The sequence below is a fragment of the Legionella sp. ST3F1 genome (assembly GCF_048553315.1).
GTDB classification, from domain to species: Bacteria; Pseudomonadota; Gammaproteobacteria; order Legionellales; family Legionellaceae; genus Tatlockia; species Tatlockia donaldsonii.
Genome location: NZ_JBLZIO010000024.1, coordinates 18,478 through 35,941 on the forward strand (window position 1 = coordinate 18,478; position 17,464 = coordinate 35,941).

Genomic DNA, 17,464 nt, shown 5'->3' on the forward strand with positions numbered 1-17,464 from the left:
ACACAGGAAGTGCAATTTGCAACTTACCAAACCAATTTAATCGTCCAGTACCTCCCCCCTCTTAATCACCCCATAGCGAATGCCTACAATAATTGCACTGGTTATATTCCTGCATCCTAATTTTTTAAAGATAGCTTGCCGATATTGAGTCACTCGCCGCATGGAGACCTTTAGAAACGCTGCAATTTCTTTCAGTCCTTTGCCTTGGGCGGATAAATAGAGGCACTGCTTTTCCTGCCCACTTAAACGCAGGTCGAAACAAATCGGTAGTCTTATCCAGGTATTGGAAAGTAAGGCCTGGATTTCGGCTAGCTGTTTGTGGGTAGGATTACTATTCCCTAAATAGTCCAGGTAATTTTTTGCAAAGACTTGAAAGAAGGGACTATCGATTAAATTCGTTTCCGTTAAGGTTTCTCGCTTTGTTGTCGCCATTATTCTTCCTTTATTTTTTAAAGGTGTGACTTAGCACAGGAATTATTGAAAAAATAATCCCTGTGTCTCTAGTCGCTGAAATGATTAAGATTTCTGGTTAAAAGCGAATTAAAAGCACGCTATAAACCATGCTCTTAAGGTTCAACCGGTGTAAATAATGGGAAATTTTGGCGGCTTCTTACGGACATGCCATTGAAATACAAAACTGAAATAGACTAAGATTCGTTTAGCCATAATTTATCCTCCGAGATAGATTGTGGTTAGCTGGCGGCGGGAATTACCAGTTCCCTCTGTCAGCGCTTATTGCATTTAAACACGTCAAACGCAGATTTATAGTATTTGATTCTGTAGTGCCTTGCAATTGAATTTTAATTGCAGGTACTACAGAATTTTTACTTCCTAGTTCTACCTCTTTAGGTCTTTTCAAACCAGCATCCTCAATGCCCTACCCCAAAAAGCATTGCACTGCGAAAAAATATAAGCGCTTATTACCCGGCTTTTGGAAATAGTTAAAGCACTCAAACAAAACGCTTTTAAATACCTCAGAACATAATGGATAACAGAAGGGGTTCATCGAAAGATGCATGAAGAGCTATGGCTTTAGAAACTTTGAAAATTATAGAGTAAGGGCTAAGGTTTTATGTTCTTGATTAATGCCCCGGATTGGGGAAGAACTCTAAATGGCGCGCTCGGAGGGACTCGAACCCCCGACACCTTGGTTCGAAGCCAAGTACTCTATCCAGCTGAGCTACGAGCGCATTGTTCGAAGTAAACTTAACTATCAGGATTGTTACGCTGTGTTTTAGCTTTAAACAGCAGCTAAGCCAGAATTGGTGGGCCGTATAGGATTCGAACCTATGACACAGAGGTTAAAAGCCTCCTGCTCTACCGACTGAGCTAACGGCCCTTACAGGGTAAACAATTTTTCAGCTACTCATTTTAGTGAAGTGCGAAATACACTCCTAAAATGGTGGGCCGTATAGGATTCGAACCTATGACACAGAGGTTAAAAGCCTCCTGCTCTACCGACTGAGCTAACGGCCCCAAAGAGGCTGGAATCATACCGGATCAGGGTAAAATTTCAAGTGTTTTATGGGGTTTATTTTTCATTAAGGCGCGCCCAGTATATAAATCATCGCTGGTTGCCAGGATTGTCCACCCTTCCAAACGCAACTCTTTTACCTTCGTTTTCAAGCAATTACTAGGCACTACCAGCAAGAGTACGTCCGCTCCCAAGGCGCCACAGCCTTTGGCAGCCAAGACATCTGGCTGCGCCCGAAAGGCATTCAGATGGTGCAAACTATGCGGGGCTACCAGGTGAAGATCAGCCAGCTGCTGCTGATAGGTATTCACTGCCTGTATCAACCATTCACTATTTATCTGTTCAAAAGCAGCCTCTGCCAAATCAACTGTCACTGCCAATTGGTTAATAGAACTCGGTAAGGTTGCCCTTTGCAAATGATAATGCGTAGCTAATTTCTGCCCGCTATGCAACAGTAAAAAAGAAATATCTTTAAAAACCCAATCATAGGTTTTAATAACATTTCGCTGACGATTAATAGATACACAGCGATGTTGTGATTGAGCCAATACATCATAACCGCTGGGTTTTAACCCATCCCCTCGCCAGGCTGATTGATAGTAAGCATCCAGCATTGCCTTACGATTGGGCGTTACATGCAATAAATAAGAGCAGGCAAGATAGACCGCAAGAAACTGAGCACTGGAAGCACCGAGTCCTCCCCTGCCTTGGTAAGGATCATGCCAGAGGAGTCCCTGTTCGGGTATGCGATGATGAGCCCACCATTGCCCTGCAGGTGATTCAGGATGAATACCTTGTATAGTTGCCTCGTTGGCAAGTGACAATTCAAAACAGGGTGATGTCGTTAACACAATAGCTGATTCACCAGCCACAGCGGCATATTCACCGAGTAAAAAAGTTTTTGCAGGAATACGCCATTTCATGTTGCAGTCTGCGCCTGCCTGATCTCAGTCAACAACTCACAGGCATTGTTTAAACTGACTCGCTTGTTAGTGACTAACCAGCTTTGTAAGCGCTCTTTTAATATCGGCATCTCACTATCAGTTGCGCCGGCCACCATCAGTAAATTATCAATATGTAACTTCATATGCCCCTGAATAATACCCTCAGTGCACAATGCCTTGATAGCACCCAGATTTTGTACCAGGCCTACTGCGGCAATAATCCGTGATAAATGGTTTGCTGACTCAATTCCCATCATACGCAAACAAAGTTTTGCGGTGGGGTGAAGAGCCGTGACCCCTCCTACTGTGCCCACAATAATTGGAGCGGTTAATTGACCGGTTAGAACCCCATCCGCGTAGCGCCAACGGGTTATGGCTTGATAATGACCTGTACGAGCTGCATAAGCATGAATACCAGCTTCCACTGCCCGCCAATCATTGCCTGTTGCAATCAAAACAGGATCAATTCCATTCATCACACCTTTGTTATGAGTTGCTGCACGATAAGGATCCATTTCAGCAAAGAGTGAAGCCTCTTGTAAACGCTCTCCTAACTCCGTCTCAACATCGCGAATGGTTACTGTAGCCGTTGTTAATTTCTGATCATTCAAGTTAGATAAAATACACATGGTGACTTGTTCACCAGTTAAATTTTCCAAGGGGCCTTTTAAGTATTCCAACACCTGATTAATAATGTTTGCACCCATCGCATCACAGCTATTCATCATTAAATGAATAACCGCCATTTTATGGCCGTCTTCGCGTTGCAACTGCCGCAACTCTAAATCAACCACGCCACCACCCCGTCGAACCATGTTAAAGGCAACTTCTTCATTCGCCTTTTCAATTAAGAATTGCTTGTTTTCGTGGAAGATCGCAGCAAAACGCTCCAAATTATCTACTTTTGCCAGCTGAATTTGACCAATAATGCACTCACCCTTAACCTGGGTCTGAATTTCACCGTGTTGTCTTATCCATTTCGCCGTTTTCGACAAAGCAGCGATAATAGAGGTTTCTTCCACCGCAAGCGGAATGACATAATCCTGGCCATCAATACAAAAATTAGTGGCCACTCCCAAAGGAAGCTGGAAATAACCAATCACATTTTCAATCAGTTTATCCGCAAGAATGGTGTCGCTGACACCGCCCTTGACTAAATAGGCAACATCCTCTGCAGTAAGTGCACCTAACTCCAATAAGCGCTGAAATCTTTCCTCGCGATTCAATTTAGAAAAACCCTGGAATAATTGACCTGCTTGACTGCTTAACAGCATGCCTTCTCCTTCAACTCACTGATTACACGACTGCCCGTACAAAACATGGCAACCTTTAACTCATATTCAATAGATGCCATTAACTCATGCACCTGCTGTGCACTTTGCAAGGCTGCATCTAGCATTGGTTTGGCAAAACCTACGGACGTGGCGCCAAGCGCAAATAATTTTGCTGCATCCAAACCATGACGAACACCGCCAGATCCCCATATTTCAAACATCGGCCTCAAAGAGGCCGCATTGTTAACACTTTGTACGGTGTCTATTCCCCAATTGCGAAAAGTGATCGACGTCTTATGCTTCATACTTCCCTCAGCAGCACGATGTCCTTCAATTCGCCCCCAGTGCGTACCACCAAGACCACTGACATCGACAGCGGCAATTCCAATCTCATTTAAACGACGTAAAGTAGACAAGGAGAACCCACAGCCTGTTTCTTTAATGACAATCGGTAAAGGCAGTGTAGCCACTAATTTGGTTAGTGCACTCCAACAACCTTTAAATTGTGGAGTTCCTTCCGGTTGAATTGCTTCTTGCAAAGGATTGCAATGAATAATTAACGCCGTGGCTTGCAAGGCTTCGGTTAAACGTTGAATTTGAGGAAGTGGTGTATTAATTAATTGGGCAATACCTAAATTACTGAACAAACTTACCTCAGGAAAATCGCGACGCAATGATTGCCACTCAAAAGCAGCCTGGTTATCTGTTAATTCACGACGCTGAGAACCAACGCCCATAGCCCAGCCACTTGCTGCACACGCAGCAATCAGGTTGCGATTAATATTAACCGCATCATGATGCCCCGCGGTCATAGAACTGACAAAAAATGGTTTCGCAATGGTCTGGCCAAAACGCTGACTTTCTATAACGAGCTCATTAAAATCCATATCGGGCAGCGCTTCATGACATAAAGATACTTGATCCAATACATTCATTTCACTGGCTTGGTTGCTTTGCATCAAAGCTAGCGCAATATGATCTTGCTTACGTTTTTCAAATTGGCTGTAGTCGTCTTGCATGTCCTGTACACAACAGCAGAAAAAATGGCTTGAATTTTATCACAATCTAATAATTTCAACTAGAGAACACTGAATTTGCTCAGCAGGCCTCTTCCAAAAGTTGCTGTGGCGAAGGAAAGTGCAGGGAGGCTCGGAGCAAAGAACGCCAGTATGGGAGGATGCGAATAGCGCATCAAAGCAATTTCCTTCCACAGGCACGTTTGGAAAGATCTAATCATACACGTGGCTTAACAAACGATAAGACTCATTTAATTGAGCATTTAGGCGAGTAAAAAAATACATCAAGCTATAAAAACCCAGTGCTTCACTTTCTAAAGAAGCAAAACGCTGTGCATCCGTACTAATTGCCTTCGTTAACAAGTCAGTTAAATTGATTACTGGCAGCATGCTGGGATGTTTTTGTCTTTTAAGATGTTTTATCAATACAGCGAGATTATGTTGTGTGGTTTTAACAGCCGTCTCTAAATGCGCCTTATCCTCATTAGTTAGATAACAAACCAACCAACGATAAGCCTCGGTTAAACCAGCAACGTACTGGGTGGAAAAAGCCATGTGCATCAGTAGGGAATTAAACTCCTGTCGACTAAGACGATGAAAAAGAACTTCATAACGAATCGCGATGGCTTGCTTGCGGATTGTTTGAAAATCAGCATACAGATTTTGATTACTAATTACTGGACTGCTTTGCTGTTGGGTAGTAAAAGTCAATGCTAATGCAGCATTCATTTTTTCCAGATAACCAATGAAAACATCGATTATATTGGTTCTTACTGGTAAAAAAATACAGCCAACAAAAATAGCGATTAACGCCCCCAAAACCGTATCTAAAATGCGCTCTCTCAGTAAAAACAGCGTCCAATCACCAAGTAATGCAAAAAGAAATACCACAAAACCGGTTAATGTAAACACACCCAAAAGATGATTAATTGGCAATATGTAGACAGTAAAAAATACAAACGTTAAAAGTAAAACAAGAATGAGTGTGTCATTAGCAGGCAATAAAAAATATAATCCCGTTCCGCAAAGACCACCTAAAATCGTCATACTAACCCGCTCAATAGAGCGTTTAATACTCTCCCCCCAAGTCTGAGTCGTTAGAGCCATCGCTGTTAAAATGATCCAATAGCCACGCTCCATCTGAAAATACCCATTGATAACTTCAGCAATCGAGATTGCCATAGCGGCTTGAAATGCCATTTTTGTTGTATTTCTAATTTGCATTCTCACCCCGCTGTAAACGCAGTATATTTTCATGCAGCAAATTAAAACTAAGCTTTAGATTGAGAAAAGCCATCACTAAAGCAGGATCTGTTAACGTTTCCTGACTTAGCTTTTCTGTAATTTTTGCCATCGAAATTCGACAAGTTTGCGCCGTAACAGAATAATCTTTGTTCATCGTTAATGACGTCAACAACGCTGCAAACTGCCTGTTTATTGCACTCAAAGCAAGGCGTTTCGAGGGCGACAATTGATAATTTTTTACCAGAATAGTCTTATAAGAATCCACCATCATGTTATAAGCATGGATTAATGCATATTCCTGAATCATTATCCCATCAATTAATTTCTCACGTTCATTAATTGCCAGGCCTTGCACGATGGTCTGATTACTGTCTAATAAGCGATGCAATACGTCTCGTATCCGTACAAAAGAAAGCCGGGCAATGTTTCGCGGCGGAACCGGAAACAAAATATGTCGTCGGCATGCATTCATGCCTCGCGCTAAGGCTTTAAATAATCGATTAGAATTATTAATAAATAGTTTGGCGTAATTTTCAGGAAAAACAAAAAGAAGAGTCAGTGCTCCTGCCACTAAACCAATAATAAACCCATAAACAGACGTCCACCACTCTGTTGTTTGCAACGGGATAACAATTGCCAAAAAACAAAGCGTCCACACTTTCATTGGCGCAACACTGTTACTTAAACCAAAACGCCGCATGTAATTGACTGTAAAACCAAGCACCACTAAAACGACTGGGCATAAATGAGGAAAATCCCGTACCCATAGACCCGTGATAAACGCTGCAAAAAAAGCCAGATCAAACAGGATCACTTGTACAACTCGCGAAATAAACGATTTAGCTATCATCCCTTGCATAGACATACCGCAGGCCAAACCAGTCATTGCTTTCGTAAAATGAGTTTCATTACGGACAAACCATAAAGCAATGACAATGGCTAAAACCGTTTTAAAGGCATGCTTCACACGGAAATAGCCAGGATCAATGTTCCAAAAGAAAATTTGCAGTCGTTTAAAATGATTCACGCTTTTACAAGTACTTTGCTGTGGCAGGTGATTTCGTATTATCCTAGGCTATTTCTTGAAATGATCGCAATCATGACCAAGGTAAAACCTGCAAGCCAATTTATCTTTAACGAAGAAAGCCATCGCTATCAATGCCAAGGCTCTTGGTCAGTTCTCCATTTAGATGGATTGGTTGACCGTTTTAAAAAAACCCCGCTGCCCAAGGTAGAAAAAATTACCGTTAGTGGCACCGAGCTTAGCCAATTTGATAGCGCTGGTGCCTTAGCCTTACTACAGTGTGTGGAGATCCTGAAGTCTGATGGGAAGGAAGTAGAACTCGTTGAATTTGCCAAAGAACAAGATTCACTAATAAAGCTCGTGGCGGAAAAGAAAAGTAATTTGGATTACAAACCGCCAACCCCGAAGAAAAAAAATATATTAGCCCGACTTGGTGAAGAAACTGTCCATAAGTTGCGCCAGGCCGATGGATTCGTCATTTTAATTGGCGACTTAAGCTCCAAACTTTTTGAAGCCTTGGGCTATTGGAAACGTTTTCAATTACCCAGTATTGCTTCAAATGTTGCTTCTGCTGGCATTCAGGCTCTGCCGATTCTTGCTTTGCTGTCTTTCCTAATCGGTATTGTTCTCGCTTATCAGATGGGCTTACAACTACAAACCTATGGAGCCAATATTTTTATTGCCTATTTATCAGGTATGGCTATCTTCCGTGAATTTGCTCCGCTCATTACAGCGATCATTGTGGCAGGAAGGACCAGTTCCGCCTTCACCGCCCAGATTGGCAGCATGCAAATCAATGAAGAAGTTGATGCCCTTAAAACAATGGGTTTATCCCCTACAGAATTATTAGTCTTGCCTAAGGTTCTTGGCTTACTACTCGTTTTCCCACTGCTTATTTTCTGGGCAGACGTTTTTAGTATCATCGGTGCTATGCTCATGTCCAAATGGATATTGAATGTCGGTTACTTTGATTTCATGGCTCGTTTGAAAGATTCAGTAGGCTTAGATCAGCTCCTGTTAGGGTTGTATAAAGCCCCTGCCTTTGCCATTTTGATTGCTCTGGTAGGCTGTTTTCAAGGCTTTAAAGTAGAAGCAGATACCATTGGCAGCCAAACCACAAGAAGCGTTGTCCAATCGTTATTTTTAATTATTGTTGCTGATGCGGCATTCTCCGTTGTTTATAGCTGGATGGGGCTTTAAAAATGAGTGAGCCAGTTATTGAAATTAAAGGATTAAAAAATTATCTCGGTGGGCAGTGGGTGCATTCTGATGTTAATCTGACGGTGAAAAAAGGTGAAATCTTAGCGATTATCGGCGGCAGCGGCAGCGGTAAAACAACCATTTTGCGCAGTCTTCTTATGTTGTTAAAACCTACCGAGGGCTCTCTAAAAGTTTTTGGCCAGGATATTGCAAATTTAACCAGTGCCAAAGCAGATGCACTTCGTCGTCGCTGGGGTATGTTGTTCCAACACAGTGCTCTTTTCTCCGCAATGACCGTGTTAGAAAATATTGTTTTTCCTATGCAAGAATTCACCACCCTTGACACAAAATTTATGGAACATCTCGCCATGCTTAAGATTTCCTTGGTAGGATTACCTAAAGAGGCAGCCGGAAAATATCCCTCGGAGTTAAGTGGTGGAATGCAGCGACGTGCAGCAGCAGCACGCGCCATTGCAATGGATCCAGAATTATTATTCCTGGATGAGCCCACAACCGGGCTTGACCCGCGCAGTGCCAGACAATTTGATGAGCTGATTCTTTTTTTAAGAGACTCGTTGGATCTGACTATTGTGATGGTTAGTCATGACATGGAGTCAATAAAACGAACTACGGATCGAGTCGCCTTTATCGGTGAAGGAAAAATATTAGCTGTCGAGCCAATAGAGGAATTGATAAAAAATCCGCATCCTTTGATTGCCGAATACTTCAGTACCTTTTAAACTGTTTGAGAGCGAAAGAATAGGAGTATGTTTATTGGAAGCAAAAACCAACTACACAATAGTCGGCTTGGCAGTGCTAATCCTTCTCGGAGGACTTATCGCGGCTGGTCTATGGCTATCTGTTGGCTTTGATCAAAAACAATACCGTCTTTATGTGGTTTATATTCATGAAGCAGTTTCAGGATTAAGCGAAGAATCACCTGTTAAATATAATGGTGTGAAAGTTGGCTTTGTAAGAAAAATTACCCTCAATCGCCGCGATCCACAACAGGTTAAAATTCTACTTAATATTGAAGAGGGAACCCCTATCACCACGAGCACCTCGGCCACTTTAATTTCCCAAGGAATTACAGGAACAACTTATGTAGGACTGTCAGCAAGTTCGTCCGATTTAACGCCTTTGGAGAAATTGCCCAGTGAACCTTATCCCATTATTCCAGCTAAACCCTCTCTTTTTAATCAACTCGACAAAGCATTGAAGGATGTATCCGAGAATGTGAATAAGGTAAGTGTGGAAATTAGCCGGATTTTTGATCGTGAAAATGCAAAGTACATCAAAAAGACCCTGGCGAATTTAGAGAGTTTTAGTGGCGTTATCGCCAAGAATGGTAAACACATTAACCAAAGCCTGGAAAATGCGGATATCCTCATAAAAAATCTTACTGACGCAAGTCATCAACTACCTGAGATAGTTAGAGATTTAAAGGTTACCGTGAATGCGATGACGAACGCCGGAAATAAGGTATCCTCCGCTATGGATGCAGGTAAAACAACAATTAATCAAATTTCACAGCAAGCCTTGCCACCCACTTTAACACTCATACGCCGTCTTGATACAATTGCTGCTAATCTGGAAAAAGTCAGTAGCCAAATGCGCCAAAACCCTGCTGTAGTAATCCGTGGTACAACACCACCTAAACCTGGACCAGGAGAATAATTTTGAACAAAGTTGGTCTTATTCTTCTTTTCTGTGCTCAATGTTTACTATTAGCCTGCTCGCCGATTAAAACACCCGTTACTAATCAATACAAATTGGCAGCTTTCAGTAATAAGCAATTAGCCTCGAATGCTGCTCATCAATCTATTCTTGTTACTACTCCCGATGCCGTTGCCGGCTATCAAACGGAGCAAATGCTTTATATTCAGAAACCCTTTGAATTAAGTAGTTTCGCAAAGAATGCCTGGATTGATCCTCCAGCCGACATGCTGTTTCCACTGATTGTCCAAAGTTTACAACGTAGCGGTTATTTCTATGCAGTCGCTTCAACACCGCATTCTGAACAAACTGACTATCGCTTGGACACACAACTCATTGCCTTACAACAAAATTTTTTAAGAAAGCCCAGTGTATTAGATTTAATTGTTAAAGTAACATTAACCCATGTGAGTGATAATCGAGTGGTCGCATCGAAAGTTATTAGTCAACAGGTCTGTTGCCCTATGGACACTCCCTACGGTGGTGTGATTGCCGCGAATCGAGCAACAGAAAATCTTACTGCTGAAATAGCCAATTTTGTTGTAAACCATGTAAGACAGGATAATAGCCATCGATAATTCAGCTCATAAGTAATAGAGACAATAGCGAAATAGACAAAACAATTGTACAATGAGCCGCCATTGCGGCGCTTTAACTATTAGTAAACTACGAATAAAAAAAAAGGAGATAAGAGGATGAAAGCCAGATCGTTTTTAAAGATGGGACTTGTTGCAGCAAGCATTGTGCTGCTCGCATCCTGTTCGAAAACACCCGGTAGTGCTGACGGTGCAGGTATGAACGGGGGCGCGTCTGCCCATGGTCTGGGACAATTAGGCCGTTTTGCTGGTCAGGAGCCAGGTGAATCCTATACCACGCAGGCACCTCATAACCAACTTTATTTATTTTCTTATGACGACAGTAGTTTCAATCCCAAGTATATGGCTTCGCTCAACGCGCAATCTGAATACCTAAAAACACATCCAGGTGCACGTGTTCTGCTCGCAGGTCACACTGATGAACGTGGTAGCCGTGAATACAACGTCGCCTTAGGTGAGCGTCGTGCTAGTACAGTCGCTGATTTGATGAGAATGGCTGGTGTCAGTAGAAGTCAAATCCGTGTCGTCAGCTATGGTAAAGAGCGGCCTGCAAATTTTGGGCACGACGAAGCGTCTCATATGCAAAACCGTCGTGTTGAATTCACTTACGAGGCAACACGATGATTAAATCCCATCGACTTCTATTAAGTTTGTGCTTTTCTTGTCTTTTGCCGTTACAAGCATTGGCAGAAGCACCTGTAGTTGATGACAGCGAAAATTTTGCAATTCTTGATGAACAACAGGCCGCCATAGAGCAGCCTGTTGCCAAAGCTCAGCTTGAAAATATTGACAATGAGGAAGAAGTTGCTCTCGCAAAAGATACCCGTGACAGCAATGACGATAATGCCGGATTGTTGGATAAAGTTCAGGGTTTGCAACAGGAAGTCCAAGAGTTACGCGGTCAATTAGAAGTACAAGCCCATGATTTGAAATTATTACAACAACAACAATTAGCTTTTTATAAAGATTTAGATGCGCGTCTGCGTAATAATGCTCCTGTTAAGCCTGGCCAATCAGCCCAAGCAGAACAACCAAACCAACCAACCGAATTATCACTTGGCTCGCAAGTAGCTACTCCCAATAAGGTGAGTGAAACACCTGTAAAGGCTATCCAAGAAAAACCAAGCTCGAAAATTGCTATAACTCCTGCTGCCACTCCTGCCCGAACAAATCCCGCTGATGAACAAATCAGCTACCTCGCGGCCTACGATCTGGTAAAAAACAAGCGCTTTGACGAAGCACTTACTGCGATGCAAGCCTTTGCAACACAATATCCCCAGGGTGGCTACACTGCAAATGCCCATTATTGGCTGGGTGAGCTTTATATGGTTAAAAATAATTATCCCAAAGCAATCGAGCATTTTGAAATCGTATTGCAGCAATTTCCCTCCTCAAGCAAAGCAGCTGCCAGCACGCTCAAAATTGGCTATGCACTTGCTGCCTCAGGTAAAACAGATGACGCAAGAGTGCGTTTACAACAAGTACTAAAAAACTACCCTGATACCCCTACTGCGCAGTTGGCAATGAAGAAACTGGAGTTATTAGGCGTCTCATGAAGCAAGTTAGTACTCAATTACGCATTACAGAAATCTTTTATTCTTTGCAAGGTGAATCAGTTACCGTGGGATTACCCACGGTATTCATTCGACTCACAGGGTGTCCCCTTCGTTGCCAATATTGTGATACGGCCTATGCTTTTAGTGGTGGTGAGATGCAGAGTTTAACCTCTATCTTGGAAAAAGTGACTTCCTACAATTGTAAACAGGTTTGTGTAACCGGTGGAGAACCTTTGGCACAACCAGGTTGTATCGATTTATTGCGTCAACTTTGCGACGCAGGTTTTAATGTGTCGCTGGAAACCAGTGGGGCACGAGATATTGCTCAAGTTGATAAGCGAGTCATGGTCATTATGGATTTGAAAACCCCGGGCTCCGGAGAAAGCAAAAAAAACTTATTTGCCAATTTAGCTCACTTAAAGCAAAGTGATCAAATCAAATTTGTATTGTGCAGCCGTGAGGATTACGACTGGGCTTGCCAAATTATAATTGAACACAACCTGTCAGAGCGCGTACAAATTTTATTTTCACCCAGCTGGAATGAGTTAAACTCGACTCTTCTCGCTGACTGGATAGTAACAGACCGATTACCTGTGCGCTTTCAGCTGCAATTGCATAAAATTCTTTGGAATGATGCACCAGGCCACTAAATGTAAGGAGAGAGGCTATGCAATGGTTCGCCCAAGCACCTGCTAATATTGCCCTGATAAAATACATGGGTAAAAAAGACAATGAGAAAAACATACCGGATAATCCATCATTATCCTATACGCTAAACAACCTCTTAAGTAGTGTCGTACTTGAAAGTCATAGCGGAAAAAAAGATTTTTGGGAACCTTTAGATACCCCGGGCGCTACCCCCTTTGTTTTGTCCCCATTGGGGCAACAACGCTTTCTAGATCATTTGGCGCGAGTGAAAGCTTATTTTGGTTATAAAGGTGCCTTTATTGTTCGCTCAACCAATAATTTTCCACACAGTAGTGGCTTAGCCAGCTCTGCATCAAGTTTTGCAGCATTGACCAAATGTGCAGTACTTGCCTTAAGTGAACTTAGTAACAAGCCTTTGCTTTCTGTTGAGGAACAAGCACGATTAAGTCGTCTGGGTTCTGGTTCATCCTGCCGTTCTTTTTTCTCACCCTGGGCTCTTTGGGAAGAGGAAACTGTACAAGCAATTGATTTGCCTTATACCGATTTAATACATCAAGTGATTGTGATCAGTCACGATGAAAAGCCTGTGCCTTCCAGTGAAGCGCACGTTCGCGTGAAAAGTAGCAGCCATTACACAACGCGCTGTCAACGAGCGACAGAAAATTTAAAAGTTTTACGTCATGCCTTAGAAACTCAGGATTGGCCAAGTGCTTACCAAATTTGTTGGCGTGAGTTTCAGGATATGCATCAGTTATTTACCAGCTGCAAGCAACCTTTTTCGTATATAACAGAAAAATGCCAGGAAGCATTACGCAGCCTGCAAAACTTCTGGAACCATACCGGGGATGGTCCTATTGTTACGATGGATGCAGGGCCTAATATTCATTTACTCTATCGTCCAGATCAAAGCAAAATGGCACTGCAATTTCAACATGATCATTTAATTGGCAATTACGATGTCTTATGATTTTCAAACAACTACTTATGGTAAATGGATTTTAGCAGGAGAACATGCTGTTTTGCGTGGCCACGGTGCACTTGTTTTTCCTATTCAGGAAAAGAAACTGACCCTGAGTTACAACTCATCCAATTCTGAACTTAGCGCCGATTATGAAGGGAGCAGTGGTTCAGATATGCACTTGTTGTTTTGGTCTGTACTTGAACAAGGACAACAGCTCTTAGGTAAATCACTTAACAGCCTCTCCGGCCATTTTCATTTATACAGTGATATACCCATTGGTGTAGGAATGGGGGCTTCAGCTGCACTTTGTGTCGCTGTAGCGCGCTGGTTTGAAGCACAACAGGTATTGAACACGCAATCCATTTATTCTTTTGCTAAAAACCTGGAAAATTTATTTCATGGTCAAAGTAGCGGCCTTGATATTGCTGGTGTTGCCACTGAGGCTGGCGTTTATTTTCAACAAGGGCTATTAAAGCCTATTAAACAGGCTTGGCATCCACACTGGTTCTTATCCTCTTGCGGACAGATTGGCATCACTTCTCATTGCATCAACCAGGTACGGGATTTGTGGCAAGCGGATGCCGCTTGCGCTGCACAAATTGACAACAAGATGAATGCCAGTGTTGTAAAAGCACAACTAGCCCTGGAGCAAAGCGGACCCAACGCCCTGGATGACCTGGTGCAAGCTATACAACAGAGTGCCGATTGTTTTCGGCAATGGGGGCTTGTCAGTGAAACCTTACAACAACATATGCAGATGTTACTTGACTTAGGCGCCCTGGCTGTTAAACCAACTGGCTCGGGAGGCGGGGGTTATGTAGTAAGCTTATGGGATAAATTACCACCCATTGTGCCGACAGAATTAATTGCTGTTTAACCTTGGAAATCTATTCCCTCATTCTTCAAAAGAGAGGGATGGGATCTAACGCATCTTAAAGAACGGGCCCTTAATCCACAAACTGATAATAAACTTCGTTATTCTTAACCATCCCTAATTCAGAACGTGCCTGCTCCTCAAGAGCCTGATCACCGCTTTTTAACTCAAGAATATCTGCTTCAATAGCACGATTACGCGCGGCAAGCTTCTCATTTTCCTGCTCTTGGATAGCTAATTTTTTTTCTAAATTAATCCATTGCGATACGCTGCCATCACCCAACCATAATTTATATTGCAGGCCGATTAACGCCAATATCAAAATAATAATGATAGATCGCATAGATTAACCAAAGAGAATTGTTTCTTTCCATTATTATATACCGGGCACGATTCGTTTTGCGAACTCTATCGTGCATACTCTATTAGAACTTCTTCGGAAACTCGAGAACGACAAGGCGCTGTGAACGTAACCCAAGCGTATCAAACCCCTCGGGTTACCCAATTGGCCGCTTCAAGCTCGAACTAAAACAGCTTTTCCAGCATACGGGAGAGCAGCCAACTCATTAATCCTTAGTAATTGATTGTATTTGGCGATTCGATCTGTACGGCATAAAGAACCTGTCTTAATTTGACCACAACCGGTTGCAACAGCCAAATCAGCAATAAAAACATCTTCTGTCTCGCCTGAACGATGTGACATTACACAGCGATAACCATTTGTCTGTGCCAAACGAATAGCCTGTCTGGTTTCGGTTAAAGTTCCAATTTGATTGGGTTTAATCAATATAGCATTTGCCATTTTTTGGCTTATACCTTCTTGTAAAATACGGGTATTCGTTACGAATAAATCATCACCGACTAATTGTATCCGCTCCTTTAAATCAGCAGTCAATTGCTGCCAACCCTGCCAATCATTTTCATCTAAACCATCTTCGATGCTGACAATTGGGTAATTGGTTGCCAATTCACGATAATAAGCGATCATTTGCTCGCTACTAAGTATTTTGTTTTCAGAAGCCAGATGATATTGACCATCATGAAATAATTCAGAGGCTGCTACATCAAGAGCAAAAACAATGTCTCGCTTTAATTGATAACCTGTCTGTTCGACTGCTTGCGCTAAGATATCAAGAGCCTGACGATTTGATTTAAGATCCGGTGCAAAACCACCTTCGTCACCAACCGCTGTATTTAATCCCTGCTTTTTCAATACAGACTTCAAGACGTGAAAAATTTCTGTCCCCATCTTCAGCGCTGTCGCAAAATCTGGCGCCCCTACAGGCATCAGCATGAATTCTTGAATATCAACATTATTATCCGCATGTGCCCCACCATTTAACACATTCATCATAGGTACAGGCATGGTCATCGCTTCGCCTTGATTGAGCGAAATAAATAAAGGTTGTTTACTAGCATTAGCATAAGCTCTTGCACAGGCTAAAGAAACAGCCAAAATGGCATTGGCACCCAACCGGGATTTATTATCCGTCCCATCCAATTCACAAAGCCGTTTATCTATTGACTCTTGTTCTTTGACCGAAACACCCTTTAAAGCCTGGTTAATCTCATGATTAATATATCCCACTGCCCGAGAAACGCCTTTACCCGCATAACGAGTAGTGTCTTGGTCACGAAGCTCACAGGCTTCACGACTACCGGTTGAGGCTCCAGAAGGAACACTTGCTCGTCCACATACGCCACTTGTCAAAAACACATCGGCTTCAACAGTAGGATTTCCACGTGAATCAAGAATTTCACGCCCTTTAATACTGGCTATTTGCATTTTTTATCCTCAAGACACTCTACCAACCTTGTTGGTAGAGTAATATTTAGAAAGGAGCTATTGTTTTGCTATCGAGAAGTGTTGTCAAGGTAATAGACAAAAACCCTCTCGTTATTCTTTATTAATACCGGAAGACTCTTTTTGTACAATGCGAACCTTAATGTATAAAGTAGAATTTTGTGTATATTGGTTTCCAGCACGAATCACTATTGTATTGGAATCCGCAGGTGCATCCCCCTCTGCGCTTGCCAAAGGCACCCACTGATTTAGAGGCACCATGACCGTTGTATTAACCTGCTGTTCATCAAATTGCTGATTGACGACTTGATTATCTTGTTCGCGAACACGGCGGACGGTTAATTTTACCCTCTGCCCCTGCAGCACAGGTTCTACTAGCAAACCATTTTGTACTAAACGGCGATCATAAGAAACACCTGTTCCCCAGAAACCGATACCCACAGAACTGAGTACAGGTTGATCTTCACCTGTACTTACAAAAGCTGACTCACCATTCATAACAGTGACCGATTGGCGACGGCGTTGCTGGCTCTGAGAAGACGTACTGATAACCATATCATTATCGTTCTGCTGGTTAAGCCAATCTGGATCACCTTGAAAAACGGTGATTTCAAAAGTTACTGGTGGTTGATCAAGTTTGTGCAATACCGTACGTAATTGAGTTAGGGTTTGCGGTGTGACTTTTACCACCAAGGTCTGACCAGAACCGGTGATTTGTTCACCGTCTTGGAGTAGGGGTTGAACTAAGCGGATGACGTTATCGGCATTTTGGTAATTTAATTCAATGACTTTCGTGATCATTTGATCAGCCCAAACATTCATTGCTAAAAACAACAAACCAACAAACCATTTTTTCATGGTAACACTCCTTGTTAGCCGATTTTTATCTTAACTACCAGACTTCTTTGGAAACTCGCTGCAGAGCGCGCTGTGCAAGGAAACAGGGAGAACAGAACCGGAGGGTACGCGTAACGAGCACAGTACCGGCAAAGCAATTCTCCTCTATAGTAGAGTTTCCGAAGAAGTCTACTTTCAAGTGTAGCAGACTAACACTTGTAGGCTAAATTTTTAAAAAAAATAATTTGAACAATAAGTTAGGAGACGTCTTTCGGAACAGACTGCATTGAGAGCG

At 42.5% G+C, this 17,464-nt stretch carries 18 protein-coding genes and 3 tRNA genes; 9 read left to right on the forward strand and 12 right to left on the reverse strand.

Annotated elements, in window-relative coordinates:
* Window positions 1-36 precede the first annotated feature (36 nt).
* From ACN4Z1_RS14080 to ACN4Z1_RS14120, 9 genes are all read right to left on the reverse strand, one after another.
* Window positions 37-432, reverse strand: coding sequence for a response regulator transcription factor (locus ACN4Z1_RS14080; protein WP_419388196.1), 396 nt, complete (start codon window positions 430-432; stop codon window positions 37-39).
* A 681-nt stretch (window positions 433-1,113) separates the two neighbouring features.
* A tRNA-Arg gene (locus ACN4Z1_RS14085) sits at window positions 1,114-1,190 on the reverse strand.
* A gap of 73 nt (window positions 1,191-1,263) precedes the next feature.
* A tRNA-Lys gene (locus ACN4Z1_RS14090) sits at window positions 1,264-1,339 on the reverse strand.
* Window positions 1,340-1,400: 61 nt separating this feature from the next.
* Window positions 1,401-1,476, reverse strand: a tRNA-Lys gene (locus ACN4Z1_RS14095).
* 24 nt (window positions 1,477-1,500) lie between these two features.
* The gene (locus ACN4Z1_RS14100; RefSeq protein WP_228364498.1) at window positions 1,501-2,397 is read right to left on the reverse strand and encodes a hypothetical protein; all 897 of its coding nucleotides are present in this window, start codon (window positions 2,395-2,397) and stop codon (window positions 1,501-1,503) included.
* Window positions 2,394-3,692: a hydroxymethylglutaryl-CoA reductase, degradative gene (locus tag ACN4Z1_RS14105; RefSeq protein ID WP_419386493.1), complete on the reverse strand. Its 1,299-nt coding sequence runs from the start codon at window positions 3,690-3,692 to the stop codon at window positions 2,394-2,396. The genes ACN4Z1_RS14100 and ACN4Z1_RS14105 overlap by 4 nt, the downstream gene beginning before the upstream one ends.
* A complete protein-coding gene (gene fni, locus ACN4Z1_RS14110) occupies window positions 3,683-4,711 on the reverse strand; it encodes a type 2 isopentenyl-diphosphate Delta-isomerase (RefSeq protein WP_419386492.1) in 1,029 nt (342 codons plus the stop codon). The genes ACN4Z1_RS14105 and fni overlap by 10 nt, the downstream gene beginning before the upstream one ends.
* A gap of 210 nt (window positions 4,712-4,921) precedes the next feature.
* On the reverse strand, window positions 4,922-5,932 hold the full coding sequence (locus ACN4Z1_RS14115) for an FUSC family protein (protein WP_419388195.1): 1,011 nt from the start codon (window positions 5,930-5,932) through the stop codon (window positions 4,922-4,924).
* Window positions 5,922-6,980 carry a hypothetical protein gene (locus tag ACN4Z1_RS14120; RefSeq protein ID WP_228364491.1) on the reverse strand — a complete coding sequence of 353 codons (1,059 nt, stop codon included), beginning with the start codon at window positions 6,978-6,980 and terminating at the stop codon, window positions 5,922-5,924. The genes ACN4Z1_RS14115 and ACN4Z1_RS14120 overlap by 11 nt, the downstream gene beginning before the upstream one ends.
* Before the next feature lie 72 nt (window positions 6,981-7,052).
* Between ACN4Z1_RS14120 and ACN4Z1_RS14125 the strand changes: the two genes are divergently transcribed.
* From ACN4Z1_RS14125 to ACN4Z1_RS14165, 9 genes are all read left to right on the forward strand, one after another.
* A complete protein-coding gene (locus tag ACN4Z1_RS14125) occupies window positions 7,053-8,177 on the forward strand; it encodes an MlaE family ABC transporter permease (RefSeq protein ID WP_419386490.1) in 1,125 nt (374 codons plus the stop codon).
* 2 nt (window positions 8,178-8,179) lie between these two features.
* Window positions 8,180-8,917 carry an ABC transporter ATP-binding protein gene (locus tag ACN4Z1_RS14130; protein ID WP_115220467.1) on the forward strand — a complete coding sequence of 246 codons (738 nt, stop codon included), beginning with the start codon at window positions 8,180-8,182 and terminating at the stop codon, window positions 8,915-8,917.
* A 34-nt stretch (window positions 8,918-8,951) separates the two neighbouring features.
* Window positions 8,952-9,854 (forward strand): MlaD family protein, encoded by a 903-nt coding sequence (locus ACN4Z1_RS14135; RefSeq protein ID WP_228364490.1) that lies wholly within the window; start codon window positions 8,952-8,954, stop codon window positions 9,852-9,854.
* Window positions 9,855-9,856: 2 nt separating this feature from the next.
* Window positions 9,857-10,471: an ABC-type transport auxiliary lipoprotein family protein gene (locus ACN4Z1_RS14140; protein ID WP_419386489.1), complete on the forward strand. Its 615-nt coding sequence runs from the start codon at window positions 9,857-9,859 to the stop codon at window positions 10,469-10,471.
* Between the two features lie 117 nt (window positions 10,472-10,588).
* Complete coding sequence (gene pal / locus ACN4Z1_RS14145) at window positions 10,589-11,113, forward strand: peptidoglycan-associated lipoprotein Pal (protein ID WP_115220464.1); 525 nt, start codon at window positions 10,589-10,591, stop codon at window positions 11,111-11,113.
* Window positions 11,110-12,045, forward strand: coding sequence for a tol-pal system protein YbgF (ybgF, locus tag ACN4Z1_RS14150; RefSeq protein WP_228364487.1), 936 nt, complete (start codon window positions 11,110-11,112; stop codon window positions 12,043-12,045). Before pal ends, ybgF begins: the two co-directional genes overlap by 4 nt.
* The gene (gene queE, locus ACN4Z1_RS14155) at window positions 12,042-12,695 is read left to right on the forward strand and encodes a 7-carboxy-7-deazaguanine synthase QueE (protein ID WP_419386488.1); all 654 of its coding nucleotides are present in this window, start codon (window positions 12,042-12,044) and stop codon (window positions 12,693-12,695) included. Before ybgF ends, queE begins: the two co-directional genes overlap by 4 nt.
* A gap of 17 nt (window positions 12,696-12,712) precedes the next feature.
* Window positions 12,713-13,660 carry a diphosphomevalonate decarboxylase gene (locus ACN4Z1_RS14160; protein ID WP_115220461.1) on the forward strand — a complete coding sequence of 316 codons (948 nt, stop codon included), beginning with the start codon at window positions 12,713-12,715 and terminating at the stop codon, window positions 13,658-13,660.
* Window positions 13,650-14,531, forward strand: coding sequence for a mevalonate kinase (locus tag ACN4Z1_RS14165; protein ID WP_419386487.1), 882 nt, complete (start codon window positions 13,650-13,652; stop codon window positions 14,529-14,531). The genes ACN4Z1_RS14160 and ACN4Z1_RS14165 overlap by 11 nt, the downstream gene beginning before the upstream one ends.
* A 70-nt stretch (window positions 14,532-14,601) precedes the next feature.
* Here ACN4Z1_RS14165 and ftsB read toward each other — a convergent pair whose 3' ends face one another.
* From ftsB to ACN4Z1_RS14180, 3 genes are all read right to left on the reverse strand, one after another.
* Window positions 14,602-14,871, reverse strand: a complete 270-nt coding sequence (ftsB, locus tag ACN4Z1_RS14170; protein ID WP_058447504.1) for a cell division protein FtsB — start codon at window positions 14,869-14,871, stop codon at window positions 14,602-14,604.
* 171 nt (window positions 14,872-15,042) lie between these two features.
* Window positions 15,043-16,314 (reverse strand): phosphopyruvate hydratase, encoded by a 1,272-nt coding sequence (eno, locus tag ACN4Z1_RS14175; protein WP_115220459.1) that lies wholly within the window; start codon window positions 16,312-16,314, stop codon window positions 15,043-15,045.
* Between the two features lie 111 nt (window positions 16,315-16,425).
* Window positions 16,426-17,190, reverse strand: coding sequence for a type II/III secretion system protein (locus ACN4Z1_RS14180; protein ID WP_115220458.1), 765 nt, complete (start codon window positions 17,188-17,190; stop codon window positions 16,426-16,428).
* Window positions 17,191-17,464: the final 274 nt, after the last annotated feature.

Coding starts and splice junctions, on each gene's coding strand:
- ACN4Z1_RS14080 (WP_419388196.1), bottom strand. CDS start 432: ATGGCGACAACAAAGCGAGAAACCTTAACGGAAACGAATTTAATCGAT.
- ACN4Z1_RS14100 (WP_228364498.1), bottom strand. CDS start 2,397: ATGAAATGGCGTATTCCTGCAAAAACTTTTTTACTCGGTGAATATGCC.
- ACN4Z1_RS14105 (WP_419386493.1), bottom strand. CDS start 3,692: ATGCTGTTAAGCAGTCAAGCAGGTCAATTATTCCAGGGTTTTTCTAAA.
- fni (WP_419386492.1), bottom strand. CDS start 4,711: ATGCAAGACGACTACAGCCAATTTGAAAAACGTAAGCAAGATCATATT.
- ACN4Z1_RS14115 (WP_419388195.1), bottom strand. CDS start 5,932: ATGCAAATTAGAAATACAACAAAAATGGCATTTCAAGCCGCTATGGCA.
- ACN4Z1_RS14125 (WP_419386490.1), top strand. CDS start 7,053: ATGACCAAGGTAAAACCTGCAAGCCAATTTATCTTTAACGAAGAAAGC.
- ACN4Z1_RS14130 (WP_115220467.1), top strand. CDS start 8,180: ATGAGTGAGCCAGTTATTGAAATTAAAGGATTAAAAAATTATCTCGGT.
- pal (WP_115220464.1), top strand. CDS start 10,589: ATGAAAGCCAGATCGTTTTTAAAGATGGGACTTGTTGCAGCAAGCATT.
- ybgF (WP_228364487.1), top strand. CDS start 11,110: ATGATTAAATCCCATCGACTTCTATTAAGTTTGTGCTTTTCTTGTCTT.
- queE (WP_419386488.1), top strand. CDS start 12,042: ATGAAGCAAGTTAGTACTCAATTACGCATTACAGAAATCTTTTATTCT.
- ACN4Z1_RS14160 (WP_115220461.1), top strand. CDS start 12,713: ATGCAATGGTTCGCCCAAGCACCTGCTAATATTGCCCTGATAAAATAC.
- ACN4Z1_RS14165 (WP_419386487.1), top strand. CDS start 13,650: ATGTCTTATGATTTTCAAACAACTACTTATGGTAAATGGATTTTAGCA.
- ftsB (WP_058447504.1), bottom strand. CDS start 14,871: ATGCGATCTATCATTATTATTTTGATATTGGCGTTAATCGGCCTGCAA.
- eno (WP_115220459.1), bottom strand. CDS start 16,314: ATGCAAATAGCCAGTATTAAAGGGCGTGAAATTCTTGATTCACGTGGA.
- ACN4Z1_RS14180 (WP_115220458.1), bottom strand. CDS start 17,190: ATGAAAAAATGGTTTGTTGGTTTGTTGTTTTTAGCAATGAATGTTTGG.